The following is a 14,231-nucleotide window of genomic DNA, read 5'->3' as shown; positions in this document are numbered from 1 at the left end:
ACTCTCAGTTCACGTGGGTCAGTTCGTGTGCCTCAGGGATTGCGGATGGTCCTGGAGGCCACGACCCAGCCCTTGCGGTCGCCCAAGTCCTTGCCGTAGTACCAGAGGTTCCCCGCGGAGCTCTTGGCCGTGCAGACGGCCAGGAAGTATTCGCCGTAGTTGAGGTGGTACCGCTTGGAGTAGCCCTGGGCGGGGCCGCTGCGGATGGTGGCTCCGGCGAGGTCGTGCACGATCCGGTAATGATTGGCGATGTTCTTGGAGCAACCGCTGCTGTCCACGGCGGACGCCGCGGGCGCGGTCGCGAGGGTGGTGCCGAGCACGGCGACGGCAACTGCCGCCGACGTGGCGGCGGTACGGCCCAGGCGGCGCGAAGAACCGCGCATCTTGAGGTATATGGACACGAGAACCTTCCGAAAGAACGAGACGATCCAGGGGCGTGAGCCCAGAGGATCTTGTTTGCGGGTGTGAGCCTAGCTGTCGCTTGGTGGTGCCTCGATCTGCCTGCCGACAGGCAGTTGCCGGGGCGATATTGTCCGGCCGAACAGCCGTATTTCGCTTTTGGGGCATCTCTGGGCCGTCCCCGGTCGGTGGCGGAGAGGCTCCGGTGCGGCTGCGAATGAGGTGGCCAGGCAAGCGAGTTGAGGTCGGTTGTGGAGGGAGCTGCCCGGGATGGCCCGAGCCCTCACGGCCGTGCCGTCGCAACTCTTCTTCGACTCGGGTAACGCCAAGTTCGCGCTCCGGGACTGTCGCGGCTGCGGCCTGCGACACCGTCGCAATCGCCATCGCCTCGATCCTCTGCTCCGGCTCCGCCCGTGGTCTAGGAGTTCGACGCCCAGCCAGTTTCGGCCCACGTTCTGTCGGAAACATTTCTGCCTGCTGTCTGGCTGCGGACTCGCAGAGCAGACGCCCCGATCGCGCCCCGGCCCACACTCCCGCGGGGCGTGGCGATGGCGGGATGCCCCACGTCAGCCCTTACTCCTGCGGGGTCTGGAGGGGTGCCCCCCACCCGCCCACACTCCCGCTGGGTGTGGGTGGGATGTCCCACGCCCACCCGCCCCTACTTCCGCACGGCATCGCGGCGTAAGCCCCCCCCGGGCCCCTACCCTCGCAGGGCATCGCGGGGTGACCCACGCCAGCCAACACTCCCGCAGGGTGTGGCGGGATGCCCCACGCCCAACCCCGCAGGGCATCGCGGGGTGACCCACGCCCGCCCGCCCTTACTCCCGCACGGCATCGTGGCGTTAGCCCCACCCCCGCCGGCCCCTACCCCCGCAGGGCATCGCGGGGTAAGCCCCACCCACCCGCCCCTACCCCCGCAGAGCGTCGCGGGGTGAACGGGTGGGTGGGTGGGATACATCCGCCGCGGAGCGGCGGGCCTGTTGGTGGCCGCAGACAGAAGAGGGGAGCGGCCTCCCCCCCACCCCCTCCGCGGAGCGGCAACACTACGTCGACCGCAGCCGCAGGCTACGCAGAGCCGGGACGGTCAGCCCCACCACCCGCACCAGGGGAAGACCGCAGCCGCAGGCTACGCAGAGCCGGGACCGCTAGGCCCATCCCGACCAGGGGAAGACGCCAGCCGCAGACTCCCCAGGGCCAGGGCGGCCAACCCCACCCCCTGAACCGCCAACGCCGCCTCGAAGGCACCCCGCATGCCCAAGTCCGGGGCCAGCCCCAGAAAGAGCGAACCCACCGTCGCCACCCCCAGGGCGAGGCACGACTGCTGCACCGTCGCCGTGAGCCCACTCCCCGCCCCCGCCCGCGCAGCCGGCACCGCCGCCAGGGCGAGGCGGTAGTACAGGGCGAGTTGGACGCCCTGCCCAGCGCCGCAGAGGAGCAGACCAGGGGTGAGCGCCAGCGGGGACAGGTCGGACCAGGACGTCCACAGCAGCGTCAGCGCCAGCACCGCCAGGCCCACCGCGTGCACCACGGCCGCCCGCGTCATCGCGCGGGCGCCCCACCGGCGGACCAGGCGCGGCACGAGCATCGACGCCGGGACCTGGGTGAGCCCCATGGGAATCACGGTCAGGCCCGCCTTCAACGCCCCGTAACCCAGCCCCTGTTGCAGGACGATCGCGAAGCCGAACATGAAACCGCTGAACCCGATGAAGATCGGCAGACCGAGCGCCAGGCTGCTGCGCACACCGGGCTCACGCAGCAGCGACGGAGGCAGCAGCGGACTGCCGCCCCCGCGTTCGGCACGTCGCTCCACCCCGGCGAACGCCAAGCCCAGCAGCGGCGCCGCGGCCAGCAGCAGGACGGACCACAGCGGCCAGCCCGTCGCGCGGCCCTCCGTGAGCGGCAGGAGGAGCGCGGTCAGGGCGCCCGCGAACAGGATCGTGCCGAGTACGTCGCTCCGGGCCGGTCGCGCGGCCCTGCTGTCCGGCACCGCCCGCACGCCCACCAGCAGCGCCGCCGCCGCGATCGGCACGTTCACGAGGAACACCGCGCGCCAGCCGGTGCCGGCCAGGTCCGCCGCGACCAGGGCGCCGCCGAGGGCCTGGCCGAGCAGGCCCGCGATGCCGCTGACGGCGCCGTACAGGGCGACGGTCCGTGCCCGCCGCTCGCCGCTCGTCGTCGCGTGGATGGTGCCGAGGACCTGCGGCAGCATCAGCGCGGACGCGGCGCCCTGCGCCACCCGCGCCCCCACCAGCCACCACGCGCCGGGCGCGAGCCCGCAGGCCAGCGAGGTCACGCCGAACGCGGCCACGCCCCACAGGAACAGCCGCCTCCGGCCGAAGGTGTCCCCCAGCCGCCCGCCGAGGACGAGGAGCACCGCGTACGCCACCGCGTAACCCGCCACGACCATCTCCAGCGTGGCGGGGGAGGCGTCCAGGTCGTGTTCGATGCTGGGCAGGGCGACGTTGACGATGAAGAAGTCGATGCTGGAGAGGGAGGCGCCGAGGAGGACGGTCAGCAGGCCGAGGGGGGTGAGGACCGTGGCAGATCCGTGGTGTTCGGAGGGTGCGGAGGGCGACTTCGCCTGGGATGTATCGGGTGTGAGGGTCACGTATACGACGATGTTCCGGGGCCCAGAGGGGTACCAGAGTGTCTTTATCCTGGTACCAGGCGAACCTGGAAACAGGCTGCGTAATGGCGGAGCCTGGACGCGTGACCCTTACCGCAGACCCGGCAGACCCGGCGGCCGCCTCAGGTACGACGGCGCCCGCAGACCCGACGTCGACCGCGTACACGACCACCGCCACCGCCGCGACCACCGCCGCCACCACCGGCGCCGACATCCGCCGACAGGAGCTCGCCGCCTTTCTCCGCAGCCGTCGCGAGCGCGTCACCCCCGAGCAGGTGGGCCTGCCCCGCGGCCCCCGCAGGCGCACGCCGGGGCTGCGCCGCGAGGAGGTCGCGCAGCTCGCCTGCGTGGGCGTCACCTGGTACACGTGGCTGGAGCAGGCCCGCTCCATCAGGGTGTCCGCGCAGGTCATCGACGCCATCGCCCGCGCGCTGCTGATGGACCCCAGCGAGCGCGCCCACCTCTTCGCGCTCGCCGGAGCCGTCGACCCGCGCCCCGAGGGGGAGTGCACCGCGCTCTCCGCGGAGGTACGCAGGCTGATGCGCCGCCTCGCCCCCTACCCGGCCACCGTGCAGAACGGCCGCTACGACGTCCTCGCCCACAACCGTCCCTGGGTCCACGTCTTCGGCGACTTCGACGCGATGCGCCCGCGCGACCGCAACTGTCTGTGGCTCCTGGCCACCAGCGAGAGCTGGCGCGCGACCTTCCTCGACCGGGACGAGATGCTGCGCGACCTCGTCGCCAAGTTCCGCGGCTCCATGGCCGAGCACGGCGCCGAACCGGCCTGGAAGGAGCTGCGCGACCGGCTGGTGGGGGCCTCCGCCGAGTTCCGCGAGCTGTGGCGGCGGCACGAGGTCGCGACCATGTCGCCGCACGTCAAGCGGTACCAGCACCCCAGGGTCGGGCTGCTCAGGCTGGAGCACCGCATGCTGTGGATGGCCCCGCTGGCGCAGGCCCACCGGCTGATCGCGTACGTCCCCGCCGACGACGAGACGGAGGAGCGGCTTGAGCGCCTCGCGGAGCTGTCCGGGGAGGGCGGCGCCGGCGCTTGAGGAGTCTTGAGGGGGCAGGGGCACGGGCGCCCGAGCAGCCAGGGAGACGGCGCCTGAGGAGCCAGGGAGACGGCGTCTGAGGAGTCAGGGACACGGGTGCCTGTGGAGTGAGGGACAATGGAGGGTCCCGTCGTCCGTCCCGGAGATCATCCATGCCGTCCCAGCCGCAGCCCCTGTCGATCGGCCCGCACACCGTGCAGCCGCCCGTCGTGCTCGCCCCCATGGCGGGGATCACGAACGCACCGTTCCGGACGCTGTGCCGTGAGTTCAGCGGCGGCAAGGGCCTCTTCGTCAGCGAGATGATCACCACGCGCGCCCTGGTGGAGCGCAACGAGAAGACGCTGCAGCTGATCCACTTCGACGCGACGGAGAAGCCGCGCTCGATCCAGCTGTACGGCGTCGCCCCGGCCACCGTCGGCAAGGCCGTCCGCATGATCGCGGAGGAGGACCTCGCCGACCACATCGACCTGAACTTCGGCTGCCCCGTCCCCAAGGTCACCCGCAAGGGCGGCGGCTCCGCGCTCCCGTACAAGCGCCCCCTGCTCCGGGCGATCCTGCGCGAGGCGGTCGCGGGCGCCGGGGACCTGCCCGTCACGATGAAGATGCGCAAGGGCATCAACGACGACCACATGACCTTCCTGGACGCGGGCCGCATCGCCGTCGAGGAGGGCGTGACGGCCATCGCGCTGCACGGCCGCACGGCCGCCCAGCACTACGGCGGAACCGCCGACTGGGACGCCATCGCCCGCCTCAAGGAGCACGTCCCCGAGATCCCCGTGCTCGGCAACGGCGACATCTGGTCGGCGGCGGACGCGGTGCGCATGATGAAGGAGACCGGCTGCGACGGCGTCGTCGTGGGCCGCGGCTGCCTCGGCCGCCCGTGGCTCTTCGGCGACCTGGTGGCGGCCTTCGAGGGTACGGGCGCGCCGCAGGCGCCGACCCTGCGCGAGGTCTCGAAGGTCATGCTCCGCCACGCGACCCTCCTCGGCGAGTGGATCGGCGACGAGGCGCGCGGCGTCATCGACTTCCGTAAGCACGTCGCGTGGTATTTGAAGGGTTTCGCGGTCGGCTCGGAGATGCGCAAGCGCCTCGCGATCACCTCGTCGCTGGCCGAACTGGAGGACGGGCTCGGCGAGTTGGACCTCGACCAGGGCTGGCCGGCGGGCGCGGACGGCCCGCGCGGGCGTACGTCGGGCAACAACCGCGTGGTCCTGCCGGACGGCTGGCTCAAGGACCCGTACGACTGCGCGGGCGTGAGCGAGGACGCGGAGCTGGACACGTCGGGCGGCTGAGCCCCGGCCCTGCCGCCCGGCCCGCCGACTAATCGTTTGGCGGGCCACGGCGGCCATCGCTACCCTGACGGAGGCCGTGCGAGAGAACGAGGAGGTGGTACCCGTGAACACAACGACATGGGTGCTCTCCTCCGGGGTCACGGTCGGGCGATAGGTCGTCGTCCGGGAGCGCCGTACAGCAGCGCTTCCGAAAGGCACGATCATGTCCCTTCACATCACCTCAGAGCAGCACCTCGACGACGGTGTCGTAGAGCGAGAATTCACCCTCGGCGAGATCCCCGGCATCCTATGGAGCCCCGCGTCGGCATCGACGTCCGCACCGGTGCCGCTCATCCTGCTCGGCCACCCCACGCTCGGGCTGCACAAGATGTACCCCCGCCTGGTGGCGCGCGCCCGGCACGCCGCGGCGGACGGCTTCGCCTCGGCCACGATCGAACTCCCCGGCAGCGGCGACCGCCCCCGCATCCCCGCCCTGGAGCAGGCCCGCGCGGACCTGCGCGGCGTGCTGGAGGCCGGTGAGCCGGTCACGGACGAGATCATCGACGCCCTCACCCTGCCGCTGGTCGACAGGGCGGTCCCGGAATGGCGGGAAGCCCTGGACGCCCTCCTGGAGCTCCCCGAGATCGGCGGCCCGGTCGGCTACTCGGGGGGAGTGATCTCCATCGGCGTACGTCTGGCGGCAACCGACCCCCGCATCGTGGCCGCCGGCCTCTTCGCCGGAAGCTTCGTGCCCCGCGCCACGTTCGAGGAGGCCCGCAGGGTGACGATCCCCCTGCACGTCCTGCTCCAGTGGGACGACGAACGCAACGACCGCCAGGCGGCCCTGAACCTGTTCGACGCGTTCGCCTCCAAGGAGAAGTGCCTGAACGCCAACATGGGCGGCCACACAGGCGTCCCCCCACACGCGGGCGACGCGGCCTCCCACTTCTTCACCCGGCACCTGCGTCACCTGACACCCGACGCGACGAACGGCCCCTGACACACGGGGTGCTGCCTCGGCCGGCCCCGGTCCTCTCAACGCGCGTTTGGTGGGTAGTCGTTGGTGATGGACAGAAGGAGCATGGCCAAGCGCGCGACGACCGGTCGGCGAGCGGGCTGGGCGGCGGCGCTCACCTCATGGGTGGTCATCTACGGGGTGCTCGCCGTGATCTGGCACGCGGCGTTCGACTACAGCTGGGCGGAAGTGACCGGCTTCGCTGTCGCGCTCACCGCCTTTCAGGCGACAGCGCTGTGGGCGAAAGAGCGCTGGCAGCATCGACGGGGGCAGGCCGCAGAGCGCGACGAGTGAGCCTCGTCAAGTCGCCCCTCTCCGCAGAGAATGCCCAAAGGGGCAGCACCCCCGCACAGGGTGCTGCCCCCTCTTCGTGGACCGGAGCCGACGCCGCATCGGTACTGAGGGTCGGGGACACGGCGTCGGCCCCGGGGCTCTACCGGTGGTCGCTGCCCGTGGAGTGGGACGCGGCGCGGCCGGCCTCCAGGCGGGCCACCGGGATGCGGAACGGCGAGCAGGAGACGTAGTCCAGGCCCACCTCGTGGAAGAAGTGCACGGACTCCGGGTCACCGCCGTGCTCGCCGCAGACGCCGAGCTTCAGGTCGGGGCGGGTCTCGCGGCCCAGCCGCGCGGCATCCCGTACGAGACGGCCGACGCCGTCCTTGTCGATCGTCTCGAAGGGGGAGACGCCGAAGATGCCCTTCTCCAGGTAGGCCGTGAAGAACGAGGCCTCCACGTCGTCGCGGGAGAAGCCCCAGACCGTCTGCGTGAGGTCGTTCGTGCCGAAGGAGAAGAACTCGGCGGCCTCCGCGATCTGGTCCGCGGTGAGCGCGGCGCGCGGCAGCTCGATCATCGTGCCGAGCGCCAGCTTCAGGTCGACGCCCGTCGTCTCGACGACCTCCGCGATGACCTGCTCGGCCTCCTCGCGGACGATCTCCAGCTCCTGGACCGTGCCGACGAGCGGAATCATGATCTCCGCACGCGGGTCGCCCTTGGCGGACTTGCGCTCGGCCGCGGCCTCGGCGATCGCCCGTACCTGCATGGTGAACAGACCCGGGATGACCAGGCCGAGACGTACGCCGCGCAGGCCCAGCATCGGGTTCTGCTCGTGCAGCCGGTGCACGGCCTGAAGCAGGCGCAGGTCGTTCTCGTTGGCGTCCTTGCGGGACTCCGCGAGGGCCACGCGGACCGACAGCTCCGTGATGTCGGGCAGGAACTCGTGCAGCGGGGGGTCGAGGAGGCGGACCGTGACCGGAAGGCCGTCCATCGCCTCGAAGAGCTCCACGAAGTCCCGCTTCTGGAGGGGGAGAAGCTCCTTGAGGGCGTCCTCGCGCTCGTCGTCCGCGTCGGCGAGGATCAGCCGCTCGACCATCTCGCGGCGCTCACCGAGGAACATGTGCTCGGTACGGCACAGGCCGATGCCCTGCGCGCCGAAGCGGCGGGCCCGGAGGGCGTCCTCCGCGTTGTCGGCGTTGGCACGGACACGGAGCCGGCGTACCCGGTCCGCGTACGCCATGATCCGGTGCACCGCGGCGACCAGCTCGTCCGCGTCGTCGGCGCCCGCGTGCATGCGGCCCTCGAAGTACTCCACGACGGGGGAGGGGACCACCGGCACCTCGCCGAGGTAGACCTTGCCCGTCGAGCCGTCGATGGAGACGACGTCGCCCTCCTCGACGACGGTGTCGCCCACCGTCATCCGGCGGCGCTTGGTGTCGACCTCCAGGTCCTCGGCGCCGCAGACACAGGTCTTGCCCATGCCGCGCGCCACGACCGCCGCGTGCGAGGTCTTGCCGCCGCGCGAGGTCAGGATGCCCTCGGCCGCGATCATGCCGTCGAGGTCGTCGGGGTTGGTCTCCCGGCGGATGAGGATGACCTTCTCGCCCGAACGCGACCACTTGATCGCGGTGTACGAGTCGAAGACCGCCTTGCCCACCGCGGCACCGGGTGACGCGGCGATGCCCCGGCCCAGCTGCTCGACCTTGGCGCCGTCGTCGAAGCGCGGGAACATCAGCTGCGCGAGCTGCGCGCCGTTGACGCGCTGCAGCGCCTCGGCCTCGTCGATCAGGCCCTGGTCGACGAGCTGCGTCGCGATGCGGAACGCGGCACCGGCGGTGCGCTTGCCGACGCGGGTCTGCAGCATCCACAGCTGGCCGCGCTCGATGGTGAACTCGATGTCGCACAGGTCCTTGTAGTGCGTTTCGAGCGTCTCCATGATCTGCATGAGCTGGTCGTACGACTTCTTGTCGATCTGCTCCAGATCGGCGAGCGGAACGGTGTTGCGGATGCCCGCCACGACGTCCTCGCCCTGCGCGTTCTGCAGGTAGTCGCCGTACACGCCCTGGTGGCCGCTGGCCGGGTCGCGGGTGAACGCGACGCCCGTGCCGGAGTCGGGGCCGAGGTTGCCGAAGACCATCGAGCAGACGTTGACGGCCGTGCCGAGGTCGCCGGGGATGCGCTCCTGGCGGCGGTAGAGCTTGGCGCGGTCGGTGTTCCACGACTCGAAGACCGAACGGATCGCGAGGTCCATCTGCTCGCGCGGGTCCTGCGGGAAGTCCCGCCCGGCCTCCGTCTTGACGATCTTCTTGAACTTGGTGACCAGCTTCTTGAGGTCGGCGGCCTCCAGGTCGGTGTCGACCGCGACCTTCTTGGCGTCCTTGGCCTTCTCCAGGGCGTCCTCGAAGAGCTCGCCGTCGACGCCGAGGACGGTCTTGCCGAACATCTGGATGAGCCGGCGGTAGGAGTCCCACGCGAAGCGGTCGTCGCCGGACTGCTTGGCGAGACCCGTCACGGACTTGTCGGAGAGCCCGATGTTGAGGACGGTGTCCATCATGCCGGGCATCGAGAACTTGGCGCCCGAGCGCACCGAGACGAGCAGCGGGTCGTCGGCCTGGCCGAGCTTCTTGCCCATCTTCTTCTCGAGGGCGTCGAGGTGCGCGCTGACCTCGTCGCGCAGCGCGGCCGGCTCCTCGCCACTGTCGAGGTAGGTCTTGCACGCCTCGGTGGTGATGGTGAAGCCCGGAGGGACGGGCAGCCCGAGGTTGGTCATCTCGGCGAGGTTCGCGCCCTTCCCGCCGAGAAGGTCCTTGAGGTCCTTGTTGCCCTCGGTGAAGTCGTAAACGAACTTCACGTCCTCGGTCGTCTCACTCGTGCGTGCTACGTGGGGATCTTTGTTTTCCGACACGGGTCTCGACTCCTCGAGGACTCGGTGGCTGCCCTGACGGCGAGGAACATACCCAGATCGAAGGCACCTGGGTACGTCCACTTGTGCGTCATGCGGCCGTAACCACCCGTCCGCCGCTAGATCGAAAGTGACTGAGCGGTAGCGGGAGATGTGGGCTTGTGTACGAGACTTGAACGCAAGGTGGGTTCTGGACCCTTAAAACGCTCAGATGAGCGCGACAAACTCATATGTGAGTTCACCTCATGAATGATCGAGCGGTGGCACTGAGTGCCACCCCTTGGAGAAGTGCAGTCGTCCGCGAAGCGCTCATCTGAGCGCAACCCCGATCAGGGGTGGCGAGAATCACGCCGTTTGAAGCGGCCGGATGTCAGCATCCGGACCCTCCTCGGGACGGTCCGGCCGGTTCGGTCGGTGGTCGTCCCGTCGCGGTGGGCGGGGGAGCGGGGTGGGGCCCGCCGGGGAGGGGCTCGCGGGCGTCGGGGAGGAAGGGGGTTTTGGCCAGATCTTCGGCGGTCACCGGAACGGCCGGGTTCGGGAGGGTTACGGCGGCGGCAGGCGCCCGTACGGGCGGGGCGGCCCCGCGTCGGCCACCGCTACATTCTGGTGTCCGTCATCATTTGCCCTTGTGTTGACCAAGTCCGCGCAACATATTGGGGTTTGCGCGTTAGCCAGGCGTAACTCACCGGGGACACCACGTAACCGGTGAGGCGTCGAGAGCCCGGAACCGGGGCCGGGCAGAGCGGAGATCCGTGTGGACCGCAGCGTCACCACCACCCAGCAGGGCGCCCGGCGGCCCGCCCCGGGGCGGCAGGTGCTGCGGCGGCGGGCGGCCCGGGTGCTGGGGGCCAACTGGACGGGGACGTCGACCGTCCCGTCCCGGGACCTGTACCCCCACCAGTGGTCGTGGGACTCCGCGTTCATCGCGATCGGGCTACGTCATCTGTCGCCGCTGCACGCCCAGGTCGAGCTGGAGACGTTGCTCCGCGCCCAGTGGGGCGACGGCCGTGTCCCGCACATCGTCTTCAACGACGCCGTACCGCCGGGCGCCTACTTCCCCGGCCCCGACTTCTGGCGCTCGACCGAGGCGGGCCGCGAGGCCGGCGCACCGGCCGACGTCCGGACCTCCGGGCTCGTGCAGCCGCCCGTGCACGCCCTCGCCGCCTGGCTGGTGCACCGGGCCGACCCCGGCCTCTCGCGGGCCCGCTCCTTCCTCCCCCGCGTCCGGCCGCGCCTCGCCGCCTGGCACGGCTACCTGCTGCGGGACCGCGACGCGGGCGGCGCCGGACTCGCCGCCGTGCTGCACCCCTGGGAGCAGGGCATGGACAACAGCCCCTGCTGGGACGGTCCGCTGAGCCGCATCGAGCCCGCCGAGCGGGACGCCTGCCGGCGCGCGGACCTGCACCACGGGGTCGCCCGGGACCGGCCGACCGACCTGGACTACGGCCGGTACGTGCGGCTTGCGACGGAGTACCGCGACCGGGGGTACGGGGGCGGTGGGTACGGGGGTGGGGGGTACGGGGGCGCCGGGGGCTATGCGGGGCAGCTCGGCACCTCGTTCTGCGTCGAGGACCCCGCGTTCAACGCGCTCCTGATCATCTCCGAGTACGCGCTCGCCCTGATCGAAGCCGAGGTCGACGCCGAGGTCGACGCCGACGCCGAGAGCGAGCGCCACGGGGATGGGGAGAACGCGGCGCCGCCGCCCGGACCTCCACCCCCGAAGGCCCCCCGGGCCTCCCGCACCCGCCGCGCCCGCGCCGACACGCTGACGCGGGTGCTCGTCGACCGGCTCGGGGACCCCGCCGACGAGCTCTTCCACTGCCGGGACCTGCGCTCCGGGCGGCTCATCGCCGAGCGCGGTGTCACCGGCCTGATCCCGCTGATGCTGCCCGCGCTGCCGCGCGACATCGCCGCCGCCCTGGTCCGCACCGCCGCAGGCCCCCGCTTCGGGCTCGACGGCGCGGCGCGGCTCGTACCGAGCCACGACCTGACGAGCGCCGCCTTCGACCCGTACCGCTACTGGCGCGGTCCGGCCTGGTTCAACACCAACTGGCTGCTGGAGAAGGGGCTCCGGCTGCACGGCGAGGCCGCGCGGGCGGACCGGCTGCGCCGGACGCTGCTCGACGTGGCGGGCGCGTCCGGCTTCGCCGAGTACGTGGCTCCGTACACCGGACGGGCCCGTGGCGCGCGCGGCTTCGGCTGGACGGCCGCGCTCACGCTGGACCTGCTGTGCGACCCCCTGGCGCGGGGGCCTCAGGACGAAGAGAGCGCGGACGGCGAACGGGGCGGGCTCTCCGAAGGATCCGAAGGTGAGGTGTGGGCATGAGCGACCGGCATCGACTGCTGGTGCGGGGAAGGACGTTCGCAGCCGTCGGCACCGGCGGCGACATCAGTGGCGTCGGCGCCGCACGGGGCGGCGGCGCGGGCCCGGACGGCCTGTTCGTACGGGACGCGCGGCACCTGAGCCGCTGGCAGCTGACGGCCGACGGGGCCGTTCCCGAGGTCCTCACGCCCGTGGACACCTCGGCCGCCGCGACCGGCGCGGCCCGCTGTGTCCTGGTCCCGCGGGGCGGCCGCCTGGAGCCGCCCGCGTACACGCTCTTCCGCGAACAGGCCGTGGCGGACGGCGCGTTCGTGGAGTCGTTGCGGGTCGTGAGCAACCGGCCGGTGCCGACCCGGGTCCGGATCGAGCTGACCGTGGACGCCGACTTCACCGACCAGTTCGAGCTGCGCGCCGACCACCGCACGTATGCGAAGCCGGGTGCGGTGCGGTCCCGCAGGCCCCTCGACGACGACAGCGACGCATCCGACCACGGGGAGGAGTGGGGCCGGAGGGAGGGTCCCCGCGTCGCCGGGGTCGAGTTCACCTACCGCCGCGGTGAGTGGTGTTCGCGTACGACGGTCACGTCCGACCCCGCGCCGGGTTCCGTCGAGGAGACCGGGGCCGGCGCGCGCCGACTCGTCTGGACGCTGGCGCTGGACGCGCACGGCTCGGCCCACGTGGCACTGCGTGCCGCCGCCCATCCGCACGGCGGCCCGGCGGCGGACCCGGCGATCGCGCCTCAGCGGGCCCCCGGCACGCACGGGACGCACGTACCGCCGACGCGCACATCGCCCACGCAGGCATCACCGACGCAGGCACCACCCACGCACGCACCACCGATGCACGCACCAACACCCGGCGAGGTGGCCCGTCATCTCGCCGCCATGGAACGGGAGTTCGCGTCCGCCGTCACGCTGCCCACCCGATGGCCGCAGCTCGCGGACGCCTGTACGCGTGGCCTCGCGGACCTCGCCCTGCTCCAGGTGCCCGCCACCGGACCGGACGGCGAGGAGCTCAGCGTGCCCGGGGCGGGCGTGCCCTGGTTCCACACGCTGCTCGGCCGCGACGCCCTGCTGACCTCGCTCTTCGCGCTGCCCCACCTGCCGCGCCTGGCCGCCGCGACCCTGCCCGCGCTCGCCGCCTCGCAGGCCACGGAGGCGGTGCCGGGCGCGGTGGCGCAGCCCGGCAAGATCGTCCACGAGGTGCGCCACGGTGAGCTCGCGCACTTCGGGCAGGTGCCGTTCGGTCGCTACTACGGTTCCGTCGACGCGACGCCCCTCTTCCTGGTGCTGCTCGGCGCGTACACGGAACAGACCGGGGACGACGCGACGGCCCGCCGCCTGGAGCCGCACGCGCGGGCCGCCGTCGGCTGGATGCTCGACCACGGCGGGCTCACCTCGCGCGGCTACCTCGTCCACCGCGCGGACGAGGGCGGCCTCGCCAACCAGAACTGGAAGGACTCGCCCGGCGCGATCTGCTCCGCCGACGGCAGCGGCGCGACGGGCCCCGTCATGGCGGCGGGCGCGCAGGGATACGCGTACGACGCGCTGCGGCGCACCGCCCGGCTCGCCCGCACCGTCTGGGACGACGAGGCGTACGCGGACCTGCTCGCACGGACCGCGGCCGACCTGCGGGACCGCTTCGTCCGCGACTTCTGGATGCCGGAACGGGACTTCCCCGCCCTCGCCCTGGACGGCGCGGGCCGACGGCTCGACGCGCTCGCCTCCGACGCGGGCCATCTGCTCTGGTCCGGGCTGCTCGACAAGGAGTACGGGGAGGCGGTGGGCCGCCGTCTGCTGGAGCCGGACTTCTTCTCGGGCTGGGGCGTACGGACACTCGCGGCCGGACAGCCCGCGTACCACCCGCTCTCCTGCCACCGCGGTTCGGTGTGGCCGCACGACAACGCACTGATCGCCCTGGGCCTGGCCCGCTACGGCCTGCACGACGAGGCCCACGAGATCGCCCAAGGCCTGGTCTCCGCCGCGACAACGGCAGGCGGCCGCCTCCCGGAGGTCCTGGCGGGCTACGACAGAAGCGCGTACCCGCTGCCGGTGCCCTACCCCCACTCCTGCACCCTGGAGTCAAGATCGGCAGCAACACCCCTGGCACTCCTGACGGCGGTGGGCGTCGGGGCGTGACGGCGCGCCTACCGGTGGGCCGCAAACTTGGCAATAGGGAAAGTGAGTTCGAGTAGACACTCGTTCGCGTCTCCCCGGCATTGTTTTTACTAACACCGACAACAGGTGTGCGTTCGCTATTTGGAGCACGGGCTTGGGGGCTCGGCCGGTAATGGGGCAGGAGTTCGCCTCGTACCCCGTCGCGGTACGACCTATCCGACTAGCTGGTCTCGCGTACGGCGTGGGGCCAGGA

General features: G+C 71.8%; 9 protein-coding genes. 6 read left to right on the top strand and 3 right to left on the bottom strand.

The window, feature by feature from the left end; all coding sequences use genetic code 11:
* Positions 1 to 32: 32 nt before the first annotated feature.
* Entirely contained in the window at positions 33 to 401 is a 369-nt protein-coding gene (locus ACFYO9_RS15215; protein WP_355808548.1) for a hypothetical protein, read from the bottom strand.
* Positions 402 to 1,525: 1,124 nt separating this feature from the next.
* On the bottom strand, positions 1,526 to 3,007 hold the full coding sequence (locus ACFYO9_RS15210) for an MFS transporter (RefSeq protein ID WP_358773289.1): 1,482 nt from the start codon (positions 3,005 to 3,007) through the stop codon (positions 1,526 to 1,528).
* A 101-nt stretch (positions 3,008 to 3,108) separates the two neighbouring features.
* Between ACFYO9_RS15210 and ACFYO9_RS15205 the strand changes: the two genes are divergently transcribed.
* The 4 genes from ACFYO9_RS15205 (at position 3,109) to ACFYO9_RS15190 (ending at position 6,657) form a co-directional block, all read left to right on the top strand.
* Positions 3,109 to 4,077: a helix-turn-helix transcriptional regulator gene (locus tag ACFYO9_RS15205; protein ID WP_388666301.1), complete on the top strand. Its 969-nt coding sequence runs from the start codon at positions 3,109 to 3,111 to the stop codon at positions 4,075 to 4,077.
* 152 nt (positions 4,078 to 4,229) lie between these two features.
* Positions 4,230 to 5,369 (top strand): tRNA dihydrouridine synthase DusB, encoded by a 1,140-nt coding sequence (dusB, locus tag ACFYO9_RS15200; protein ID WP_358773287.1) that lies wholly within the window; start codon positions 4,230 to 4,232, stop codon positions 5,367 to 5,369.
* 202 nt (positions 5,370 to 5,571) lie between these two features.
* A complete protein-coding gene (locus ACFYO9_RS15195) occupies positions 5,572 to 6,348 on the top strand; it encodes an alpha/beta hydrolase (protein ID WP_358773285.1) in 777 nt (258 codons plus the stop codon).
* 81 nt (positions 6,349 to 6,429) lie between these two features.
* Entirely contained in the window at positions 6,430 to 6,657 is a 228-nt protein-coding gene (locus ACFYO9_RS15190) for a hypothetical protein (protein ID WP_358773283.1), read from the top strand.
* Positions 6,658 to 6,796: 139 nt separating this feature from the next.
* Here the strand turns inward: ACFYO9_RS15190 and ppdK are convergent, their stop codons facing one another.
* The gene (gene ppdK / locus ACFYO9_RS15185; protein ID WP_355808563.1) at positions 6,797 to 9,541 is read right to left on the bottom strand and encodes a pyruvate, phosphate dikinase; all 2,745 of its coding nucleotides are present in this window, start codon (positions 9,539 to 9,541) and stop codon (positions 6,797 to 6,799) included.
* Between the two features lie 751 nt (positions 9,542 to 10,292).
* Here ppdK and ACFYO9_RS15180 point away from each other — a divergent pair.
* A complete protein-coding gene (locus ACFYO9_RS15180; RefSeq protein ID WP_388666299.1) occupies positions 10,293 to 11,864 on the top strand; it encodes a hypothetical protein in 1,572 nt (523 codons plus the stop codon).
* A complete protein-coding gene (locus ACFYO9_RS15175; protein WP_358773281.1) occupies positions 11,861 to 13,999 on the top strand; it encodes a glycogen debranching N-terminal domain-containing protein in 2,139 nt (712 codons plus the stop codon). The genes ACFYO9_RS15180 and ACFYO9_RS15175 overlap by 4 nt, the downstream gene beginning before the upstream one ends.
* Positions 14,000 to 14,231 lie beyond the last annotated feature (232 nt).

The sequence above is a fragment of the Streptomyces sp. NPDC005863 genome (genome assembly GCF_042871345.1).
Lineage (GTDB): Bacteria > Actinomycetota > Actinomycetes > Streptomycetales > Streptomycetaceae > Streptomyces.
The sequence above is the reverse complement of the archived record's forward strand: the minus strand, read 5'-3'. Positions and strand labels throughout refer to the sequence as shown.